Origin of the sequence: Amycolatopsis sp. lyj-23, from assembly GCF_046549135.1 — a bacterium.
GTDB lineage: Bacteria > Actinomycetota > Actinomycetes > Mycobacteriales > Pseudonocardiaceae > Amycolatopsis.
The window spans coordinates 529,255-551,248 of the sequence record NZ_JAJPWN010000003.1 but is presented as its reverse complement, the minus strand read 5'-3'; the positions used below and the strand labels follow the sequence as shown (position 1 = coordinate 551,248).

Below are 21,994 nucleotides of genomic sequence, written 5' to 3'. Positions count from 1 at the left end.
GCTCAGTCCTCCACCTTGAACAGGTCCGCGAACCCGGCCTCGTCGGCTTCCTTCAGCTGCTGCCAGAGCTGGATGCGGGCCGAGTGGTCGTACGACGACGTCGAGGCCGATTCGATCGCGATCTCCGCCACCTGCTGGGCGACGCCGCAGATCGCCGCGAGCGGGACGCCGAGCAGCCCGAACGCCTCGGGGTGTTCGGTCGCGCGGGCGGCTTCCTTGCACTTGTCGATCCGGTCGGTGAGCGCCTCGATGTGCTCGCGGTGCCGCTGCAGCTCCTGCGGGTCGACCGCGAAGCCCGGGCCGCCTGGTCCGGCCATGGTTCCCCTCCCTCGCCCGCGCTTCAGCGCAGGTAGTCGCCGTCGCTGAAGTAGTCGTCGTCGTGGCCGTCGTCGGACGACGGCCGCGGCGGGCGCGGCGGCTCCGGGGGTTTTGGTGCTGGGGGCGGCTGCCGCTCTTCTTCCGGGACGAACCGGTCACCCTCGTTGCGAGGTGCCGCCGGCGGGGCGAACCCCGCCGGTTCGGGCGCCGGAAACGCCTGCGCGAGCCGGCTGACCAGCTGGTTCATCACCTCGGGCCCGACCGGGTCGGTGACCCCGGCCCGCATCGCCCCGGCGAGCTTGCTCTGGGCGGACTTGACGGTGCGGAGGATCTCCTCGGCGAGGTCCGGCTTCTCCCGCACGTTCAGGCCGATCTCCAAGCCGACGAGGTTGCCGGCGTGGTCGACCCGCACGCCGATCTGGCCGTCCTTGCTGCGCTCGGTCACCGAAACCGCTTCGATCTCGCTGACCATCCGATCGGCTTTGCGCTGCGACTCGGCCATCCTGGCCTCGAAGCCCGCGATGAGCTGCTCGGGATTCGACACGCGAACCTCCCCTGTTCACGTCGGTAACCGTACGACGACCGAGTGTGGCACACCGGTCCGACAGTTTCGGGGGAGTTCCGGTTTTCCCACGTCAGGGGATTCGCGTTGCGGCAAGATCCGTCGTACCAAGCACTTAGACTGTTCGGATGAGCCACCCCACGCGAAGGGGTCGCGCGCGTGCGGCTACCGAACAGGACATCCGGCGGACCGCCCGGAGACTGCTCGTCGAGCAGGGGCCGGAGGCGGTCACGCTGCGGGCCATCGCGCGGGAGCTGGGGATCACCGCGCCCGCGCTGTACCGGTATTACGAGTCGCGGGACGACCTCGTCGAGAACCTGCGGCTGGACGTCTGCGCCGACCTGGCCGACGAGCTCGCCGAGGAGATCGCCGAGCTGCCCGAGGACGGCGTGCTGCAGCTGTTCGCCATCTGCAAGGGTTTCCGGCGGTGGGCGCTCACCCACACGAAGGAGTTCACGCTGGTCTTCGCGTCGCCGACCGGTGGCGTCGGGTCGACGTCGGGGAGCGCGCTGAGCCGGGTCGACGAGCCGTTCGGGCGGATCTTCCTGGCCGCGGCCGGGCGGGTGCTCGCGCGGCACGACATCGTGCTGCCGTCGGCCAGCGGCGTGCCCGACGAGCTGCGGGACGACCTGAAGACCTTCCAGGAGTCGCTGGTCGCCGTGCTCGTCGAGTCCGACCAGGGTGTCCCGGTGGAGAAGATCGACCTCGGCGTGACGTACCTGATGATCCAGTTCTGGGCCCGGCTCTACGGGCACGTCACGCTCGAGGTCTTCGGCAACTACCCGATCCCGATGTCCAAACCGGACGTCCTCTTCGAGGCGATGCTCCTCGACCTGGCCAGGGAGATCGGGCTCTACTCCGGCTAGGCCGCGTGGCCGCCGTCGACCGACAGCGTCGCCGCGGTGACGTACGCGCCGGCCGGGGAAGCCAGGTAGGACACCGCCGCCGCGACTTCGGACGGCTTGCCGTAGCGGTCGAACGCCGTCATGGCGGCCTGGTCGGCCGCGTACGGGCCGTCGGCCGGGTTCATGTCCGTGTCGGTCGGGCCGGGGTGGACGAGGTTGACCGTGATGCCGCGCGGGCCCAGTTCGCGCGCCAGCGCCTTGGTCAGGCCGACCATCGCCGCCTTGCTGGTCGCGTACAGCGCCATCCCCGGGCCGGGCACGCGATCGGTGATGCAGCTGCCGATCGTGATCACGCGGCCGCCGTCGGCCAGCACGCCGGCCGCGGCCTGGGTCGCCGCGAACACGCCGCGGACGTTCACCGCCAGCACGCGGTCGACGTCCTCGATCGCCGTCTCGGTGAACGCGCCGACGAACCCGACGCCCGCGTTGTTCACCAGGACGTCGAGCCGGCCGAACTCGCCGACCGCCGCCCGGACCGCCGCCGACACCGCGGAAGCGTCCGCCGAATCCGCCTGGATCGCCAGCGCGCGACGGCCGAGGCTCTTGATCTGCTCGACCACCTCGGCCGCCAGCACGGCGTTGTGCTGGTACGTCAGTGCGACGTCCGCGCCGTCCTCGGCGAGCCGCACTGCGGTGGCCGCGCCGATGCCGCGGCTGCCGCCCGTCACCAGCGCCACTTTGCCGTCGAGGTCATCCCGGGTTCTCCTTCGATCGAGCCGTTTTTGTTGACAGCTCAATCAAATCGAGAACCCGGGGAAACCACCGGCGGCTTTCGGCCGTGGCGTTAGAGGACGATGTTCACCAGCCGCCCGGGCACCACGATCACCTTGCGGGGCGAGCCGCCGCCGACCAGCGCCGCGACCTTCTCGTCCGCCAGCGCCGCCGCCTGCACCTCGTCCTGCGAAGCCGAAGCCGCGACCGTCACCCGGGACCGGACCTTGCCGTTGACCTGGATCGGGTACTCGACCGAGTCCTCCACCAGGTACTTCTCGTCCACCACCGGGAACGGGCCCTGCACCAGCGAATCCACGTGACCCAGCCGGTGCCACAGCTCCTCGGCCATGTGCGGGGCCAGCGGCGCCAGCATCAGCACCAGCGGCTCGGCCAGCTCACGCGGCGTCGACGCGGCCCCGCCGTACACCTTGGTGACGTGGTTGTTCAGCTCGATCAGCTTCGCGCCGGCCGTGTTGAACCGCATCTCCGCGTAGTCCTCGCGGACGCCCGCGACGGTCTTGTGCAGCACCTTGCGATCCGCCTCGGAAGCGTCCTCATTGGACACCCGCAGCTCACCGGTCGTCTCGTCGACGACCAGGCGCCACAGCCGCTGCAGGAACCGGTGCGCGCCCACGACGTCCTTCGTCGCCCAGGGGCGCGACATGGCCAGCGGGCCCATCGCCATCTCGTAGAACCGGAACGTGTCGGCGCCGTAGTTTTCGGCCATCTCGTCCGGCGTGACGACGTTCTTCAGGCTCTTGCCCATCTTGCCGTACTCCTGGGTGACCTCTTCGCCTTCGAAGAAGTACTTCCCCTCGCGCTCCTCGACCTGCTCGGCCGGGACGTAGACGCCGCGCGCGTCCGTGTACGCGTACGCCTCGATGTAGCCCTGGTTGAACAGCTTCCGGTACGGCTCCTTCGACGTCACGTGACCCAGGTCGAACAGCACCTTGTGCCAGAACCGCGAGTACAGCAGGTGCAGCACCGCGTGCTCGACGCCGCCGACGTACAGGTCGACGCCGCCGGTGTCGTCGGCGCCGTACTCGCCCGGGCGCGGGCCCATCCAGTACTGCTCGTTCTCCGGCGCGCAGAACGTCTCGGTGTTCGTCGGGTCCAGGTAGCGCAGCTGGTACCAGCACGACCCCGCCCAGTTCGGCATCGTGTTGATGTCGCGGCGGTACTTCTTGATGCCGTCGCCCAGGTCCAGCTCGACCTCGACCCAGTCGGTTGCGCGCGCCAGCGGCGACGACGGCATCGAGTCGCGGTCCTCCGGGTCGAACGTCACCGGCGAGTAGTCGGCGACCTCGGGCAGCTCGATCGGCAGCATCGACTCGGGGACGGCGTGGACTTCGCCGTTCTCGTCGTAGACCACCGGGAACGGCTCGCCCCAGTAGCGCTGCCGCGAGAACAGCCAGTCGCGCAGCTTGTACTGCACGGTCCCGGTGCCGGCACCCTTCTCCGACAGCCAGTCGATGATCGTCTTCTTGGCCTCGGCGACGTCCATGCCGTCCAGGAAGCCGCTGTTGATCGCCGGTCCGTCACCGGTGAACGCCTTGCCGTCGAAGCCCTCCGACGGCTGCACGGTCCGGATGATCTCCAGCCCGAACTTCTCGGCGAACTCCCAGTCGCGGACGTCCTGGCCGGGCACGGCCATGATCGCGCCGGTGCCGTAGCCCATCAGCACGTAGTCGGCGACGAAGACCGGGATCTGCTTGTCGTTGACCGGGTTCGTCGCGTACGCGCCGGTGAAGACGCCGGTCTTCTCCTTGTTCTCCTGCCGGTCCAGCTCGGACTTCCGCGACGCGGCGACGCGGTACTCCTTGATGGCGTCGGCGGGCGTCGCCGCACCACCCGTCCAGCGCTCGTCCACCTCCGAAGGCCACTCCGGCGTGACCAGCTTGTCGACCAGCGGGTGTTCCGGCGCCAGCACCATGTAGGTGGCGCCGAACAGCGTGTCCGGGCGGGTCGTGAAGACCTCGATGCCGTGGTCACCGGAGGCGAACGTGACGCGGGCGCCGTGCGAGCGGCCGATCCAGTTCCGCTGCATGGACTTGACCTTCTCCGGCCAGTCCAGCAGGTCCAGGTCGTCGACCAGGCGATCGGCGTACGCGGTGATCCGCATCATCCACTGGCGCAGGTTGCGGCGGAAGACCGGGAAGTTGCCGCGCTCGCTGCGGCCGTCGGCGGTGACCTCTTCGTTCGACAGGACCGTGCCCAGGCCCGGGCACCAGTTGACCGGCGCTTCGGAGATGTACACCAGCCGGTGGTCGTCGATGATCTGTTTGCGCTCGGACGCGCTCAGCGACGCCCAGTCACGGCCGTCCGGCGTCGGGCGGGAGCCGTCCGCGAACGCGGCCTCCAGATCGGCGATCGGGCGCGCCTTGCCCGCCTCCGTGTCATACCAGGAGTTGAAGATCTGCAGGAAGATCCACTGCGTCCAGCGGTAGTACTCCGGGTCGATCGTGGAGATGCGACGGCGTTCGTCGTGGCCCAGGCCCAGGCGCCGGATCTGGCGCAGGTAGGTCCGGATGTTCTCCTCGGTCGTCTTGCGCGGGTGCTGCCCGGTCTGGACCGCGTACTGCTCGGCCGGCAGGCCGAAGGCGTCGAAGCCCATCGTGTGCAGCACGTTGCGCCCGATCATCCGGTGGTAGCGGGCGAAGACGTCGGTGCTGATGAAGCCCAGCGGGTGCCCGACGTGCAGGCCGGAGCCCGACGGGTACGGGAACATGTCCTGGACGAACAGCTTGTCGCTGGGCACGGACTGCCCCTCGACGGCGAGCGGCCCGACGGGGTTGGGCGCGTGGAAGGTCCCCTGGTCGGCCCAGTGGTCCTGCCAGCGCTGCTCGATCTGACCCGCCAGCGCGGCCGTGTAGCGGTGCGCCGGGACGTCGGTCCCTGTCGCCTCAGTCATGACGTCTTCCTTCGTTTCAAGCTCGAGGCACTCTTTCCCGCCGAGAGCTCATCGATACAGCCGCTCCAGAAACAACTCGACCCCTCAGCCACCAGGGCATGAGGGGTCGCCGCGCCGGCCGGGCCGGGCCCGGTCAGCGCGGCAGGCCAAGGAGCAGCCGAGCCGTGTTCATGTGCACATCGTAACTTGCTGGTCAAAGCCGTTCGGAGGGGACCGCCAGTGCGACGAACTGCGTGACCTGGGTCGCGGAGAAGTTGTTGTCGCTTACCAAGATCAAACTGCGCTCACCGTCCGGCAGCCTCGGCCCCCAGGTCATGCCCTCGAGGTTGTCTACTGTGGACAGGCCGAGGTCGGCCGCGTCGAAGAGGAACCGCTTCTTCACCGGCTTGACGTGCTTGGCCTCGCTCAGGGACTTGACGTTCAGGACGTTCGTCGCGCCCTTCGTGTCGATCTCGTAGACGCGCACCTTGTTGCCGACGCCGGTGCTGAACGAGCGCTCCATCATGAGGAACTTCGTCGGGTCGGCCTGGTCGACGGCCAGCATCGAGGAGACGCCGGTGGTGGCGAACGCCGTCGGCGGCACCGGCGCGGCGAACAGCGGCTCCTGCGGGTAGGCGTACTGGGCCAGGACCGGCCCGAAGCGCGACTGCAGCGTGATCCGGGAGAGCGCACCGGAGGTCGTGGTCGCCTCGGGGCCGTCCTGCAGCAGCGGGCCCTCGACCTCGCTGGCCACCAGCGAGCCGAAGCCGGCGAACGTGATGCCCTCGAGCACCAGGTTCTGCCGCGGACCGGCCGTCGGCGTCATCTTCTCGTTCGCGGGGATCGGCAGGTCACGGACGTATTCGCCGGTGCGGCGCGCCTCGCGGATCGAGGGGTCGATCAACGTCGTCGCCATCCGCTCGCCCTCCTGCGACCAGTAGTAGCCGCCGGTCCACGGGTCGACGCGCAGCTCTTCGGGGTCGATCGTCTGCTCGTTCTGCGGCTTCGACGGGTCGTTCCGCGCGAGCGGCGGGTACGGCGTGCCGTCCGGGCGCAGGAGCGGCTTCGTGCCGGTGAAGGTGACGTCGCCGACGCGGTGGGCGGTGACCGGGAAGGTCGCCGTGTAGAACCGGGCGGGGTTGATCGCCGAGCGGTCGTCGCAGATCAGCGCGTACCCGCCGGTCCGGGGGTCGTAGTCGATGCTGGACAGGCCGCCGACCGTCGTGCCCTGGAACGGCAGGGAGTTCGGGACGATCTTTTCGCCGAGCAGCCGGATCGGCCGCTGGTGACTCTCGGTGGCGCTCGCCGGCGCGGCGGCGAGGATTCCCCCGATCAGGGCGGCGGTCAGGACGGTGGGCAGTACACGCGGTGACATGGCCTGTAGCACAGTCGATCAGGGTATCCGGCAGGTTGCCGGGACGTCACGCTTATCCTGGACCTCGTGTTCGCTATCGCGCTGGTTCCGGTCGTGCTGGGTCTGCTCGTCGGTTTTGGTGGGTTCCTCGGGTTCCGCGAGCGCTTGACGCGCGAGGGCGGCACCGGGGTGCGCACGGAAGCGGCGTTGCGCAGTGAAGAAGCCTTCAAGCTGGCCAACCGCGTCGCGGGCCTGCCGACCATGGCCGGGGGCGCGATCGCCGTGCTGACCGGGCTGGCCGGACTGGCCATGCCGACGACCGGTGGTCTCGTCTCCGCCGCGATCGCCGGTGTGCTCGCCATGCTCGTGCTGGTCATGGGCGGCGGCGTGCTCGGCAACCGGGCCGCGCTGACCGTGCCCGCCCCGGCTCCGGCGGCGCCGGCCGGCTGCAGCGGCTGCGCGTGCGGCGCCGGTGGCTGCGGCGTCTTCAAGAAGGACGAAGCCTAATTCCGCTGGAGGTCGCCCGGGTGGGTGGCCAGTAGCGCGAGCGGGATGCCCTGGCGGCGCAGGACCTGGCTCCACAGGTCGCCGTCCGGCGAGGCCAGGATGTCGCTCGGCAGCGCGGGCACGATGACCCAGTCGTCCCGCTCGATCTCGCCGGCCAGCTGCCCCGAGTCCCAGCCCGCGTACCCGGCGAACACGCGCACCCCGCGGACCTTCGGCACGAGCGCTTCGGGATCGGTGTCCAGGTCGACCAGCGCGACCGGCCCGCGGACCGCGATCACGCCCGGCACGCTCGCCGCCGTCTCGCCGGTGCGCAGCGCGGCCAGGCACAACGCGGTCTTCTTCTCGACCGGCCCGCCGACGAACACCGCCTGCGGCTCGGCGACGTGGCCACCCCAGTTGGGCAGCACGTCGTGCACGGCGACGTCACTCGGCCGGTTGAGGACCACGCCGAGCGTGCCCTCTTCCCGGTGATCGATGACGAACACCACGGTCCGGCGGAAGTTGGGGTCGACCATGGTGGGGGCGGCGACCAGGAGCGTTCCCGGTTCAACCTCGGCGTCCGCTGGCACGCGACCCATGATCCCACCCTTGACCCGGCGAATGACTTCGGCTCGGGAACAATCGCCCCAACAGCCTCGTTTGAAACATGTGGCCGGCGCACTCCGTGTCCCCCGGGCTCACTGAAGAACCGCCTTTGTGGAATACCGTCCGGCTGGAGCCACACTGCGCATAGCCGCCGAGAGGCGACCTCAGTGCGTCGGCCACCCTCTACTCGGTGGCTGCGCCACCTTCGCGCGCTCGCACTACGCTGACGTCGTGATCAGCTCCCAATCGACCGCGCGTAGAGGCCCTCGGGAGCTTCTCAAAGACCCGGACTTCCGGCGTCTCCTTTTCACGCGCTTCGCCGCCAGCTGGGGCGACGGCGTCTTCCGCGCCGGACTCGCCGGAGCGGTCCTCTTCAACCCCGAGCGCGCCGCCGATCCGCTGGCCATCGCCGGCGGGTTCGCCGCGCTCCTGCTGCCGTACTCCGTCGTCGGCCCCTTCGCGGGCGCCCTGCTGGACCGGTGGGACCGTCGTCGCGTCCTCATCTTCGCGAACCTCCTGCGCGGGCTGGCGATCCTCGCGGCGTCCGTCGCCGTCGGGCTCGGGTTCGGCGGGTTCGGCCTGTTTTCGCTGGCCCTGGCCGCCGAGGGCATCTCACGCTTCATCGGCTCCGGGCTCTCGGCGTCGCTGCCGCACGTCGTCGAGGAAGAGAGCGTCGTGACCGCGAACGCCTTCGCCACGACGCTCGGTTCGGTGGTCGCCGTCATCGGCGGTGGCTGCGCGATCGGGTTGCGCGCGCTGTTCGGCAGCAACGACGTCGGCTCGGCCGAGACCACGGCGTTCGCGGTGCTCGGCACCCTGGTCTCGGCCTTGATCGCGCGGGGCTTCGCCCGCGGCGTGCTCGGGCCGACGGTGGTCGACGAGCCGCCGAACCCGGTGCTGGCCGTCGCGCGCGGGCTGGCGGACGGCGCCCGCCACGCCTGGCGTGCGCCCAGCGTCACCGCCGGGTTCATCGCGCTGTTCGCGCACCGGGCGTCGTTCGGGGTGTCGCTGCTGGTCACCGTGCTGCTGATGCGCAACTACTTCACCGACCACGGCGTCTTCCGCGCCGGCCTACCCGGGCTGGGGCAGATGGCGGTGCTCGCGGGGGCCGGGCTGCTGCTGGCCGGGCTGCTGACCGCGCGGATCATCCGCAGGTTCGGGCGGCTGCGCGCGGTACTCGGGTCGCTGCTGCTGGCGGCGATCGCGCAGTCGGCGTTCGGCCTGCCGATGGTACTGCCGCTCGCGTTGCTCGCCTCGTTCGTCATCACCGGGGCGGGGCAGGTGCTGAAGCTGTGCGTCGATTCGTCGATCCAGCTGGACGTCGCCGACGAGGCCCGCGGCCGGGTGTTCGCGCTGTACGACACGCTGTTCAACATCACGCAGGTGGCGGCGGTTTCGCTGGGCGCGCTGGTCGTCCCGGACGACGGCCGGTCGCCGGGGCTGCTCATCGCGGCGACGGTCTGCTACCTCGTCGGCGGAGCGGGGTACGCGGTCGCCCGGCGCCGGGCGCTTCGCTGACGCAAACACTCGAACCGGTCACGGTGACTGCTCCATTGGCATTAGGGTGACCGGAAAGCATTAGTAGGTTCGAGGGACACCGGGGGCACCTGTGACCACCGCGGGCGACGACCGTGCACGGCTCGAAGCACGGAATGCCGCGATGAAGGACCAGATGGACACCCTCCTGGAGAACTTCGAGCGGCAGACGGCGCAGCTGCGCGACGCCCAGGCCGCGGCCGCTGAGACGACGGCCCAGGTCAGCTCGCCCGACGGGCTGGTGCGCGCGACCATCGACGCGGGCGGCAGCCTCGCGAAGCTCGAATTCGCCTCGAACACCTTCGAACGCACGACGCCGGCGCAGCTCGCGAACACCGTCCAGTCGCTGGTGCGCCAGGGATCGTTGCAGGTCAAGCAGCAGATCGCCGACCTGATGGCGCCGATCACCGAAGGCCTGCCCGACCTTGCCGACCTGGTCGAAGGCGCGCCTTCGCTGGCCGGGCTGGTGCCGCCGATCCCCACGTTCGACGAATCGGTCGAGGTGGCGCCGCGGCCCGAGTCGTTCGAAGAGAGCGGTTCCATCCTGCGCAACGAGCAGGCGCCGCTGCCCGCACCCAAGCCGACCCCCAAGCGCGTCCGCCCGCCGCGTGAGGAGGACGAAGAGCCGCCGTCGTCCTGGATGACGAGGGGCGACTGATGCCGGACGGGGGTTCCGGGTTCACCGCGGAGCCGGACGCGGTCCTGCGCGCGTCGAACGGCCTGGTGACGGCGGCCGACGCGCTCGACAACGCGGCGAAGGCCCTTTCGGCGGCCCTCGCCGCGCAGGGTGAGTGCTGGGGCGGCGACGACTCCGGCAAGGAGTTCGCCAAGGACTACGTCCCGGGCGCGCAGGGCGCGGTCGACGGCTTCACCAACCTCGTCGAGGGGTTGCGGGGGATGCAGCAGAACGTCGCCAAGTCGATGAAGGCGCTGACGGGCGCCGACGAAGACGTGACGTCCCAGCTCGGCAAGGGGCAATGACGCGTGGGTATGGAGATGCCCGACGCGGTCAAGTGGCTGCTCCCGATCGTGGTCGGCGAGAGCTGGCCCGAGGGCGACGAGACCAAGCTGCGCGCCCTGCGCGACGCGTGGCACACGGCGTCTTCGGCGATCGGACCGGTCTCGGAGACGGGCAACCAGGCGGCGTCCGGAATCCGCGACAACTGGACGGGTGACGGCGCCGACGCGTTCGCGGAGCAGTGGAAGAAGTTCGTCGAGGGCGAAGAGGCGTACTTCAAGCAGCTGGCCGACGCGGCTCAGGCACTGGGCGATTCGTGTGACCAGACGGCGTTGGACGTCGAGTACACGAAGTACATGATCATCATCTCGCTGATCATCCTGGCGGCCCAGATCGCGGCGATGATCGCGGCGGCAGCGGTGACGTTCGGCGGCTCGACGGCGGGGATCGCACCGGCCCAGATCGCGACCCGGATGACCGTGCAGATGCTGTTCCGGCAGCTGCTCGAGAAGCTGGCTCAGCAGGGGTTCAAGCAGGTCGCGAAGGAGCTGCTGGAGAGGCTGCTCAAGCAGGGCCTCAAGAAGATCGGCATGGAGGTCCTCAAGAACGAGGCGATCAACCTCGGCATGGACGCGGGCATCCAGGGCCTGCAGATGGCGAAGGGTGACCGCAAGGACTGGGACTGGTCGAAGACGTCGGACGCAGCGATCTCGGGCGCGGTCGGCGGCGTGGTGGGGGCGGCGTCGGGGTCGATCGGCCGAGGGGCAACCGAGGGACTTTCGCACAGCGCGGGCGGCCAGATCGCGGACGCGGCCATGCGAGCCGGGACGAGGGGGGCGGTCGAGGGGGTCGCGCAGACGGTCGGCCAGGCGGCGGTGACCGGGGATCTGGGGTCGTTGACGCCGGAGCAGCTGCTGATGGGGGCGTCCAGCGGGGCGGTCGGGGGTGCTGTCGGGGGCGCGAAGGAGCAGCTGTACTCGGTTCATGAGGTGAACGTTCCGCGGGCTGAGGGGGAGTCCGGTGGGGTGGGGGCGGCGCGGTCGGAGGCTGAGTCTTCGTCGGAGCGGGAGTCGCGGGTTGAGTCTTCGCCGGAGTCGGCGTCTCGGGCTGAGCCGGAGTCCCGGGGTGAGTCATCTTCGGAAACGGAGACTCGTCGAGAGTCGCCTTCGGAGCGGGGCGAGTCTTCGTCGGAGCCGGAGGCTCGTCGTGCGCCTTCGTCGGAATCCGAGGCTCGGACTGAGTCGCCTTCGGAATCGGAGTCTCGTCGAGAGTCGTCCTCGGAGGCGCGGGGCGAGTCTCCGTCGGAGGCCGAGGCTCGTCGTGCGCCTTCGTCGGAATCCGAGGCTCCGACTGAGTCGCCTTCGGAGCCGGAGTCTCGCCGCGAGTCCTCGCCGGGGCCCGAGGCTCGTCGCGAGTTCTCTTCGGAGTCGGCGTCGCGGGGTGAAGAGCCACGTCACGAGCCCGCGTCCGTACCCGAGTCACGCGGCGAAGCGTCTGTCGCGGGGGAACAGCCTGGTCATGAGGCCTCCTCGGCGCCCGAGCAGCGACGCGAAGCCTTGTCCGAGCCGGAGCCGCGTCGCGAGCCGGCGTCCGACTCACGCGGCGAAGCCTCCTCCGCACCGGAGGCTCGGCGGGAGCCCGCGACGCAGCAGCGTCCGCAGCCGGTCGCCGAGGCCCCACGGCTGGGCGCGGACCAGGTCCCGCAGCCGGCCGGCGCACCCCAGGGCGGCTACGGCATGGCCCCGCCCCCGGGATTCGCCCCGGAACCGGGCCGCCCGAGCGGCGGCGGACGCCCCCAGGACAACGTCGGAGCAGCGGGCTTCACGGGCGGTCCGAGCCAGGCGTTCGCGGCGGATGCGGGGTTCCAGAACGGACCGTCAACGCAGACGCCAGCCCCGGGTGGGTTCACACCCCCACCCCAGAGCGGCCTACCGACGGCCAGCCCAGGCCCACGCCCGGGTGGCCAGCCTCCGACGCCGGAGCAACCGCGACGAGCCCCCGCGCAGGACCCCCGCCGAATGCTGCAGGGCGGTCAGCCACCCCTGCCGCCGAGCGGCTATCGCCCGGGAGGCCACCCTCAGCACGATGCACCGCCGGGCGGCCAACCGCACGCCGGGAGGCCGGCTCAACCCGGTCGGCAACCACTGCACGGTGGACAGCCAGGCGCCCAGCCCACCGGACAGCTGCCCCACAACGGGCACCCGCCCCAAGCCAGCGGGCAACCTCTCCCAGGGGCGCCAGCCGCGCATCTGAGCGGCCACCCACCGCACGGCACCCAACCAGGACAGCCAGCCGGCCGGCAGTTCGGCGGCCAGCTGCCCCACAACGGTCACCCGCCCCAGACCGGCGGCCAAGCGCCATCCACGCAGCCAGGCGGCCAGCCACCGCATGGCGCCCGACCAGGTCAACCAGGCTTCTCACAGCTCGGCGGCCAGCCGCCGCAGGATGGTGGGAGGTCGCCTCAGTCCGGTCAGTCGCCGGTAGGGGGATCGCCGATTCAGCCTGGTGGGTTGCCTCTGCAGGGCGGGCATCCTGGCCAGGTCGGCGGGCCGCCTCCACACGGCGGGCAGCCAACGCAGGCTGGGTTGCCGCCGCAAGGCGGGCACCCTGGGCAAATCGGCGCGCCGCCTCCACACGGCGGTCTGGCCGGAGGACAGCCGACACAGAGCGGGTTACCGCCGCAGGGCGGCCATCCTGGCCAAATGAGCGGGCCGCCTCCACACGGCGGCCCGGCCGGAGGTCAGTCGACGCAGGGCGGGTTGCCGCCGCAGGGCGGGCATCCTGGCCAAGTGAGCGGGCCGCCTCCACACGGCGGTCCGGCCGGCGAGCGACCGGCACAGGGTGAGTTGTCACCGCAAGATTCGCGGCGGATGGCGCCTCATTCGGGGGTGCCTCCGCAGGGTCCGCCGCGGCCGCCGATGGCTGGTGGGCAGCGTCCGGCAGGGTATCCGAACCAGCCTCGTGGCCCGCAGGGTTCCGGCCCCGGTGGACGGCCGCCGATGCCGCCTCCGCCGGGTGGACGGCCGCCCGTGCCGCCGCACGATCCGCGGCTGGGACCGCCTCGGCCGGCCGGGCCGGCGCAGGTTCCGCCGCCGCGGTTCGGGCCGCCGCAGGAGCAGCTGCCGCCGCGGGGACTGTTCGAGCCGCCGCGGCCGGTGGAGCGTGCGCCGGAGCCGCCGCGGCCGTTCGAGCAGCCCACGCCGGCCGCCGAATCTCCGCGGCAGCCGCCGGTGGGCGAGCCCAGTGCAGAGCAATTGCCTACGTTCGGGGAGCAGGGTGCGCCTGGCGACCACCAGCGAACGCCCGCCGAAGAGCACTCACTCACGGCCGGGCGCGAGCCTGCCGGGGACCGCCCAGTCGAGCAGGCAACGCCCGCGGACGGCCGCCTGGCAGACGAAAACTCAGCTGAGCGCGCCCAAGAACGCCTAAGCGAGCCCAGCGACGACAACCGGGCCGCCGCCGAGGGCTCGACTGCTCAAGACCCTTCGGCTGAGCAGCCCACTCACGGACACGACCACCCGAGCGAGCAGCGGGCGGACGACCGCCGCGACGGCGACGCCGGCGCAGCGCAGGACTACGGGCAGCCCGGCCACGACGAGCCCTACCTCGCCGATCCGCACTTCCGCACCGAGGATCCTCTCGGCATCCGGCGGATCGAGGACACCTTCATGGACTCCGGGCACCACAGCCCGGTCGACGGCGAATGGCGCCACGAACAGGTCCGGCGGGAGGCGCTCGAGAAGCGGGACCAGGCGCACCCCGGCATGTCCGACGCCGGGGCGGTCGCCGTGCACGCCTACACCCGCTATGAGATGGTCGGGCCGCTCAACCACGCCCTTCGGCTCGGTGGCCCCGAACTCCCTCACCTCGCTCCGCAGGCCGCGGCGCTCGTCTCCGGGCTGAATGAGCTGCCGCCGCACGAGGGCGTTGTCTCGCGGCGGGTGGACTTCAAGGGGGATGGCGGGCGGCTGCAGGCCTTCCTCGCTCGGTTCCACGACGGTGCGCACATCACCGAACCGTCGTTCCTCAGCTCGTCCAAGGTGGACGCGCAGCACCCGCGCAGCAACTTCCCCGGCGAAGTCGAGATGCGGATCCGGTCCAAGACCGGGCGGGACGTCGAGGCGCTGGCCAGCATCGGGCACGAACGCGAGGTCCTCTTCAAGGCCGGGACGCAGTTCAAGATCACCGGTGTCGAGGAAGGGCCCGGGCATCCGAACGCCAACCCGCGCCGCCCCGGTGAGCCGCACTACGTCGTGCACGCCGAAGAGGTCGCTCCCGGGGAGCCGGGGTACCTCCGCGGGTCCGATGCCCGTGACGCCGTCGAGCAGCGCCGGGCCGGTGAGCGGGCCGATGAGGACCGGTTCCAGCGCGAAGCCGATGCAGAGCTCGAGCAGTTCTACGCCGAGCACCCGCAGTACAAGCCGTCCAACAACCTGGCGTCGCTGCTCAACGCCTTCGACGATCCCGACGCGCCACCCGCGCCCGCACAGCGGCCGCCTGCCACCGGGGAGCCGGCGGGTGGCTGGGCTCAGCTCGCCGAGCCGCTCACACCGGGCGGGCAGCCGGTGCTGCACGCCGGGTCCGTCGAGACGCCGCAGCAGCACGCACGTCTGGTGCGGGACGCGCTGCCCGAGCTCGGCGGGGTCAACACCCGCAACCACTACCGCCCGGACGCTCTCGAGACCGGCTACCGGACCAACGCCGCCGAGTCGATGGCCGCCTTCGAGCGGCGGATGAACGGTGAGGACGTCGTTGCCGGGCCGGCTCGGCAGGAGAGCGTCCGCGAGCAGCTCGGCGGGACGTGGAGCAGCCGGGACAGCTTCGACGGCGTCGCCCGTGACCTCGGCGAACGGCCCGTCGGCGCGCGGGCGGCCGTCGCCTTCGAGACGCCCGCCGGCGAGTCGCGGCTCGTCGCCGCCGTGCACACCGAACACGGGGTCCTGTTCGCCGATCCCGTCACCGGGCGGCTCGCCGAGCTGCCGCACGAGGCCACCGGCATCCACACCCTGCCGCTCGGCGGCGGGGACGCGCCGCACGTCGAACACCCGCCCATCAGCGATCGGCTCAACCCGCCGGTCGAGCACGTCGTGCACGACGAGGGTTACCTCTTCGACGGCGAGCACCGCGGCACCCCGGCCGACCACGAGAGCATCCGCCACGCGGTCGGGAACGAGGAGATCTACCAGCAGATCCACGACCGCGCGCTGGCTCGCCGGGACGCCGCCGGGCTGCCGATCAGTGACGAAGGCGCCGTCGCGCTGCACGGCTACACCCGCGGCGAGTACGCCTACGACGTCAACGAGGCCCTGCGCCGTGGCCCCGGCCACCCCGGGTTCGACCTCGCGGAGCACAACACCCGCGCGATCGTGGACGGCCTCAACCAGGTCCCGCGCCAGTCCGGCGAGACCATCCGCGCCTACGACGTCGGCGGCGACCCGCGGCTGGCCGAGCTGGTTGCCGGGCCGTACGAGCCGGGTGCGGTGGTCGTCGAGCCCGCCTTCTCCAGTGCGTCGATCAAGACCGGGGAGTTCTCGACGTCGAAGTTCGGCGACGACGTCGAGCTGCACGTCCGGTCGGACAACGTCCGCGACATCTCGAAGCTCGCCGAGAACCCGGGCGAGCGGGAATCCCTGTCACCGCCGGGCACCCAGCTCCTGGTGCACGAGAAGCGGCTGGAGCTCACGCCCGAAGGCCGCCGCAAGTGGGTCATCGAGGCCGAGGAGATCGGGCCCGGCCACCCGCGCCACCTCGAGCCCGGCGCCGCGCGGGAGAAGATGGCCGAGCGCCGCGCCGAAAACGAGCACAACGCGGCCGAGTTCGAACGGCGCAGGCAGGCCGCGATCACGGAACGGCTCGGCGGCCTCGGCGAGCCCGAGCACATCGCGCCGCAAGAGCCGTCGGTCCACGACGTGCGCGAGACCCCGGTGGAACCGCCGCCGGCGCCTGTTTCGGTGCACGACTACTCCCGGCTGGCCCGTGCGACGAACCCGCCCGCCGAACCGGCCATCCACGCCGGTGGGACGACGCCGTCCGAGCGCGCGGCCTACGTGCACGACCGGCACCCGCACCTGCGCGAGGTCAACCCGGGCTTCCACCAGCCGGGTGCGTTCGAAAACGGGTACGTGACGAACTGCACGCGCGGCCCCGAGGCGTACCTGGACCGGCTGCGCGGCGGTGACATGACGGCCGAGCCGATCCTGCCGCACGAGATGGGCAGCCGCGGCACGCTCGAACACCTCGAGGGCCGGTTCGGGGAGACGTTCTCCGCACGCGGCAGCTACGACGACGTCATCCGCGAGGTGCGGGAGCAGCCGCTCGACCACCACGCCGTGGTCGCGGTGAAGTACACCGGCCCGAACGGCGTCGAGTACGGGCACGTGGCGATGGTCGTGCACACCCGCGAGGGCGTCGCGTTCATCGACCCGCAGTCCGGCGACCTCATGCACCTGCCGCAGCCGCCGAAGAGCATCAAGCTGATGCACGTCGGCACGCCGGACGAGGTGCACATCGGCACCGGGCACGGCACCGGGGAGCACGGCGGCTACGGCACGGCGGCACCGCACGACGCCTTCCTGGCCAGGGACGACGTCGCCGCGGCGCTCGACGGGCACGCGGACGCCGGCTACATCCGCGCGCACCTCGGCGAACACCCCGGCTTGGTGCAAGTGCTGTCCGACCCGGGCAACGACTACCTGACGCGCTCGCTGCTGGACAACCCGAAGACGCTGGCGAGCCTGCTCAAGCACCCCGAGGCGATCCCGATCCTCGAGGACGCCGTCCACGAGGTGAACGAGCGCGGCTACCGCGTGATCGACGATGTGGAGCACCAGGGCGTCGAGCCGTTCGACCCGACTCCGGAGCAGGCGGAGATCTCCGCGGACGTGGCGGCAATCGTCAGGGAAATCGATGGCGACCTGCAGCTGCACGCGAGCTTTGACCTGAACCGGACCGGCGATCCGGAGTACTGCAAGCAATGGGTCGCCGAGGAACGCGAGCGCTGGCCCGAGACCCAAGGCACGTTGAACCGCATCACCGAGCGGATCGCCGGTGAGACGGACGGCCACCCGGGGTTCCGGCCGGAGCCGAAGGACGATGTCCGGGCGCTGGCGAAGATCGCCAAGTACGGCTGGGACGGTTCGCGGCTGACCGACCTGGTCGGTGCCAAGATTCAGTTCGAGCGGGTGGCGGATATGTACCGGGCGCTCGATGCGGTGCGCGGCGATCCCGAGCTCACGATCGTCAAGTTCTCGGATCGGCTCGCCGACCCGCAGGACAGCGGTTACCGGGACCTGCAAATGAACGTCCGGCTGCCGAACGGGCACGTGGCCGAACTGCGGCTGCACCTGACGCACATCGATGACGTCGCGTCTTACGAGCACGCGCTCTACGAAGTCCGCCGCGACTTCGAGACGTTGAGCAGGAAGGAAGGACGCGGGGGCTTCTTCTCGCCGGAGGAGGCTGCTCTCGTCGCCGCGTTGACCGAGCAGGTCCGAGGCCGGTTCGGCGAGGCGTTCCGGCGAGGACTGACATCCGAGGAGAGCGGCTGATGGCCTTTCAGACCCCCTTGTTCTACAAGTACTACGCCCAGACCTATCGGATCGACTCGACGCCCGACGGCGGGTTGAAAGGCACCATCCTCAATCTTCAAACGGGGTTCTTCGAACAGGACCAGGACGGCCGCAGCCACATCCTCGAGCTCGTCCGGTCGACCACCGAGTCGAACATCGACGGCCCGTTCAAAGAAGAAAAGTTCGTCCAGGAGACCGAGTTCGAGCGAAGCCACTACCTGAGCGGGGACGGCCCGATCTTCGCGCTCTACGACACCATCAAGGGCATCGACGCCCTCGTGAGGCGGGAAGAACGCCGCCGGACGCCGCAAGAGGTTGCGCTGATCCAAGCCCTCCGCAAGCGCACCTTCAAGATGTGGGAAGACGAAGCTGCCCGGATCGCCGCCGGTGAGCCGCCTTCGTTCACGGTGACGAGCCGGTTCAACGCGGGGCAATGATTCACGTGGAACATCGACTTTCGCCCGACGAGCAGCGCACTCTCCTGGTGCGGCTGGGAAAGCTCGTGCGCGAACACCGCGTCAACGCTCGAGTGCCCGCCGTCGCCGACTTCCGGCAGATCGGGAAGCACACCGAGACCGCGGGCCACAACACGGCCGTGCCGGACGAGGTGGCCGACCTGTTCTCCGAGCTGCGCGCCGGCATGTACGCCGAAGGCCGCGGCACCTGGCTGCAGGCCCGGTTCGCCCTGAACCCGGACGGCAGCTTCGACTTCGACTTCGCGCTCGACGACGATCCGCTGTGGACCGAAGCTCCCGAGCCGGCCGCCTACCCGGAAGAACTCGCCGCCTTCCCGCGGGCCGACGAGCACATCCCGGACTGGTGGCGGCTGCGCGCGCAGCTGCCGCTGGGCGTGGTGTTCCGGCACGCGGACGTCGGCGGCCCGGACGTCGAACGGCCGCCGCTGACCGACACCGAGGTGCCGCTCGTGCTGCAGTACCTCGAGCGGGAGGCCGTCGTACACGAAGACGGCGACGAGCGCTTCCACACCGACGGCACGTGGATCTGGTCCGACGCCGTTGCGCTGCTGCTCGCGAAGCACGGCGTGCCGCCGGAGCCGGACCTGGTCGCGCACATCCGCCGCCACCACTTCCAGCCGCCGTACGTCGAGCCGCTCGTCCGGCGGACCGCGGAGGCCGACCTGCTGGGCAAGCCGCGGCCGAAGCCGGGCCGCGCCGACGTCAAGAAGACGTCCGGGGACGTCGCCGCCGAGCTGGAGACCACGCCCGACCCGCGGCTCGGTGACGAAGAGCTGCTGATCGTGCTGGTGCAGCGGCTCGGCGAGCACGGGGTGTGGCCCGAGGCGTACCGGGTCGGCGACCGCGCGGACGGCGCCTGGTGCCTCAACTACACGCCCGACGGCTGGGAAGTCGCCGCGTACGCCGGCGGGAAGCCCCGCGCGCCGAAGCACTTCGCCCGGCTCGAGGACGCCGCGCAGCACCTGCTGGGCGCGTTGCTGCTGCACCCAGCCCGGATGACCGCCGGCCACGAAACACCGCGGGAAACCGCGAAGGAGCTCGACGACTGGCCGGTGCACCCGGCGGCGGGTGAGCCTCCCCTCACCCTGCTCCGCAACAAGCGCATCACCAGGCTGGTGGCGGGTACGGTCGTGCTGCGCTTCGGCGAGGAACCCGGCAACCTCGTTCACCACGGCGAGGTACGGTTCGCCACGACGTCGCTGCCGCTCGAACGGGAGCGGGTGCGGCGGAGCTACCGGCTCAGACGTCCCCTGCACGTGATCACCGGCATCACGGTTCCGTGGGCGAACCTGCCGGGTGGCGCGGTGGCCTTCGTGCTGCCGAAGACGATCGCCGAGCACGAGTCCGACGGAAGCCTGGAGAGGATCGAGTAGGTGGAAGCGGCGGAAGCGATTGCCAAGGTCGGCCAGTGGCTGCGCGCGGTGCACGGCCCGGACGTCTCGGGTCCCGCGGGCCTGCGGGTGGACACCGAGAAGGTGCTGCGCATCCCCGAGGGCTGGTCGGTGCCCTACAACACCATCGCGTTCCTCGACGAGGGCCGGCCGGAGAAGGAGATCTTCCCGCCGCCGTCGGTCGTCGTCCGCGAGCCGGACGGCGAGCTGCGGCAGGCGCACCCGCACCCCGGCGGCCTCTCGGTGCCGGTGGCGTTCCCCGGCCAGGAGAACTGGCGCGAGGTCGTCGACCCCGAGTACGTCAAGGCCGGGCTCGGTGAGCTCGGCGTGCCGCTGCAGGCGGTCGCGGGCTGGGTGAAGGTCGACGCCGAGGGCAACCAGACCGGCGAAGAGCGGGAGAACCCCGAGTACAAGGCCGGTCCGATCCGCCGCGGCTACCCGAAGCCGGAGAACACGCTGGAGACGCTGCTGTCGTTCGGCAGCGTCGGCTGGCTGACCCGGGAGCTGCTGCTCATCGGGCTGATCCGGTGCGAGGTGTACATCCCGCTCGACCTGGAGACCGGCAAGACCGACCGCTTCTACTTCGCCGAGGAGCGCAACGAGCTCAAGGTGTTCAGCTCGACCCGGCACCTGCCCGCGCGCGAGCACGGCTGGTGGAAGGTCGACGTCGCCACGCTCGCCGAGTTCGAGCACCCGCCGAACCTGGTCATCAACGGCGGCCCGACGACCATCGAGGACGTCTCCAGCGGGGAGCTCGCCGAGATCGTCCAGCGCTTCCCGCGGCACGAGCCGCGCATCGACGTGCACGGCCGCTGCCCGGAGGCGGAGGAGGACCTGATCCGGGTCGCCACCGAGACCGCGGCCCGGATGGGCCTGCCGGATCCGGTGAAGCCGCCGCTGCTGGCGGCCGAGAAGGCCCGGCGGCGCGGCTTCGAGCTGACGGCCGAGGAGTGCGCGAAAACCGTGCTCGGCGAGTCCTGGGTGAAGCGGCTGAGCATGCCGGAGCCGCCGCGCAGCAAGCCCAACGACCTGCGCGCGAACGGCCTCGCCCCGGCGTACGACAACGCCGGCCGCACGGTGCCGCGGCTCGATACGTTCGGCAAGTACTTCGAGCGGGACCTCGACGGCTTCCGCTACGGCTGGCAGCGCGTCACGGGCGCGTACGTCGGCTTCGCGCTCGGCGAGGCGCTCGGTGCCGCCGTCGACCGGATGATGCTGCACGACATCCACGCGAAGTTCGGCATCGAAGGCGTCACCGACCTCGTCCCGGCGTTCGACCAGCCCGGCCGGATCGGTTCGCTGACGCAGCGGCTGCTCTTCTACACCGAGGCCGTGATCCGCAGCCCGCACCGCGAGCAGCCGGAGTCGCGCGAAGCCGAGCAGCTCTTCCCCGACGTCGTCCGCGGAGCGCTGCAGCGCTGGCTGCGCACGCAGGGCGCGCCGATGGACGCCGTGGACGGCTGGCTCGTGCAGGTTCCGGACCTGCACGCCCGGCGCGACGCCGACGACGCCGAGCTCAACGCCTACCACCAGCTCGCGACCGGGGTCGCCGGTGCGCCGCCGATGTCCGGCCCGGCCGCGTTGATCCCCGCGTTGCCCGCCGCGCTCACCATGGCCGGGCCCGGCAGCGGGTTGAGCGGCGGGGCGCGGCAGGCGGTGCGCGAACTGGCCGGCGTGACGCACCCGGACGAGTCCGACCTGGCCGCCGCGACCTACCTGACCTGGCTGTTCGAGCACGCGCTGACCAAGGAGGCGTTCAGCTTCCCGGTCTGGAACACCAGCCGCGAGGTGCTCAACCCGGACAACCGGTTCCAGCAGGGCCCGGAGTGGACGGCGATCGCGGACGTGGTCGCCGAGTCGGTGCCGTTCTTCGGCGAGCACGGGCTGCCCGACCTGCGGATGCCCGAGCTGATCGGCGACGGCAAGACGACGCTGTCGGTGCTCGGACGCGCCTTCGCCGCGTTGTCGGGTTTCGAGAACTACCCGGAGCAGGCGCTGCTGCGCGCCGTCAACCACTCCGGCCGCAGCGCGCTCACCGGGGCGATCGCCGGCGCCCTGCTGGGCGCGCGCACCGGGATCCCCGGGCTGCCACAGAAGTGGGTCGACCAGCTGGAACTGCGGTACCTGGTCGAGCAGGTCGCTTCGGACGCGTACTGGCACTTCGACCGGCACTCGGCGCTGAGCGCGCTCGGCGACGTCTGGATCGAGCGGTACCCGCGGCATTAGCGCG

15 protein-coding genes are annotated in these 21,994 nt (G+C 71.0%); 9 read left to right on the top strand and 6 right to left on the bottom strand.

Features of this window, described 5'->3' with window-relative positions; all coding sequences use genetic code 11:
• Window positions 1-2: 2 nt before the first annotated feature.
• The gene (locus ACLJPY_RS08685) at window positions 3-317 is read right to left on the bottom strand and encodes a hypothetical protein (protein WP_410587486.1); all 315 of its coding nucleotides are present in this window, start codon (window positions 315-317) and stop codon (window positions 3-5) included.
• A 23-nt stretch (window positions 318-340) separates the two neighbouring features.
• Window positions 341-862: a YbaB/EbfC family nucleoid-associated protein gene (locus tag ACLJPY_RS08680; RefSeq protein ID WP_410587485.1), complete on the bottom strand. Its 522-nt coding sequence runs from the start codon at window positions 860-862 to the stop codon at window positions 341-343.
• Between the two features lie 146 nt (window positions 863-1,008).
• On the opposite strand from ACLJPY_RS08680, the gene ACLJPY_RS08675 reads away from it, so the two are divergent.
• The gene (locus ACLJPY_RS08675; RefSeq protein ID WP_410587484.1) at window positions 1,009-1,746 is read left to right on the top strand and encodes a TetR/AcrR family transcriptional regulator; all 738 of its coding nucleotides are present in this window, start codon (window positions 1,009-1,011) and stop codon (window positions 1,744-1,746) included.
• Here the strand turns inward: ACLJPY_RS08675 and ACLJPY_RS08670 are convergent.
• The 3 genes from ACLJPY_RS08670 to ACLJPY_RS08660 form a co-directional block, all read right to left on the bottom strand.
• Window positions 1,743-2,462 (bottom strand): SDR family oxidoreductase, encoded by a 720-nt coding sequence (locus ACLJPY_RS08670; protein WP_410587483.1) that lies wholly within the window; start codon window positions 2,460-2,462, stop codon window positions 1,743-1,745. The two genes, ACLJPY_RS08675 and ACLJPY_RS08670, sit on opposite strands and share 4 nt — an antisense overlap.
• Window positions 2,463-2,569: 107 nt before the next feature.
• Entirely contained in the window at window positions 2,570-5,410 is a 2,841-nt protein-coding gene (leuS, locus tag ACLJPY_RS08665; protein ID WP_410587482.1) for a leucine--tRNA ligase, read from the bottom strand.
• A 193-nt stretch (window positions 5,411-5,603) separates the two neighbouring features.
• Entirely contained in the window at window positions 5,604-6,764 is a 1,161-nt protein-coding gene (locus ACLJPY_RS08660; RefSeq protein ID WP_410587481.1) for an esterase-like activity of phytase family protein, read from the bottom strand.
• Between the two features lie 66 nt (window positions 6,765-6,830).
• Between ACLJPY_RS08660 and ACLJPY_RS08655 the strand changes: the two genes are divergently transcribed.
• Complete coding sequence (locus ACLJPY_RS08655) at window positions 6,831-7,250, top strand: SdpI family protein (protein ID WP_410587480.1); 420 nt, start codon at window positions 6,831-6,833, stop codon at window positions 7,248-7,250.
• Here the strand turns inward: ACLJPY_RS08655 and ACLJPY_RS08650 are convergent.
• Window positions 7,247-7,828 (bottom strand): YqgE/AlgH family protein, encoded by a 582-nt coding sequence (locus ACLJPY_RS08650; protein WP_176173866.1) that lies wholly within the window; start codon window positions 7,826-7,828, stop codon window positions 7,247-7,249. The genes ACLJPY_RS08655 and ACLJPY_RS08650 overlap by 4 nt on opposite strands.
• 238 nt (window positions 7,829-8,066) lie before the next feature.
• On the opposite strand from ACLJPY_RS08650, the gene ACLJPY_RS08645 reads away from it, so the two are divergent.
• The 7 genes from ACLJPY_RS08645 (at window position 8,067) to ACLJPY_RS08615 (ending at window position 21,990) form a co-directional block, all read left to right on the top strand.
• Entirely contained in the window at window positions 8,067-9,353 is a 1,287-nt protein-coding gene (locus ACLJPY_RS08645; protein WP_410587479.1) for an MFS transporter, read from the top strand.
• A gap of 142 nt (window positions 9,354-9,495) precedes the next feature.
• Entirely contained in the window at window positions 9,496-10,029 is a 534-nt protein-coding gene (locus ACLJPY_RS08640; protein WP_410587478.1) for a YbaB/EbfC family nucleoid-associated protein, read from the top strand.
• On the top strand, window positions 10,029-10,352 hold the full coding sequence (locus ACLJPY_RS08635; RefSeq protein ID WP_410587477.1) for a WXG100 family type VII secretion target: 324 nt from the start codon (window positions 10,029-10,031) through the stop codon (window positions 10,350-10,352). The genes ACLJPY_RS08640 and ACLJPY_RS08635 overlap by 1 nt, the downstream gene beginning before the upstream one ends.
• 3,645 nt (window positions 10,353-13,997) lie before the next feature.
• On the top strand, window positions 13,998-17,876 hold the full coding sequence (locus tag ACLJPY_RS08630; protein WP_410587476.1) for a toxin glutamine deamidase domain-containing protein: 3,879 nt from the start codon (window positions 13,998-14,000) through the stop codon (window positions 17,874-17,876).
• A complete protein-coding gene (locus tag ACLJPY_RS08625) occupies window positions 17,876-18,334 on the top strand; it encodes a hypothetical protein (protein WP_410587475.1) in 459 nt (152 codons plus the stop codon). Before ACLJPY_RS08630 ends, ACLJPY_RS08625 begins: the two co-directional genes overlap by 1 nt.
• Window positions 18,331-19,746 (top strand): TNT domain-containing protein, encoded by a 1,416-nt coding sequence (locus ACLJPY_RS08620; RefSeq protein ID WP_410587474.1) that lies wholly within the window; start codon window positions 18,331-18,333, stop codon window positions 19,744-19,746. Before ACLJPY_RS08625 ends, ACLJPY_RS08620 begins: the two co-directional genes overlap by 4 nt.
• Window positions 19,747-21,990: an ADP-ribosylglycohydrolase family protein gene (locus ACLJPY_RS08615; RefSeq protein ID WP_410587473.1), complete on the top strand. Its 2,244-nt coding sequence runs from the start codon at window positions 19,747-19,749 to the stop codon at window positions 21,988-21,990. It begins immediately after the preceding gene.
• The last annotated feature ends 4 nt before the right edge of the window (window positions 21,991-21,994 follow it).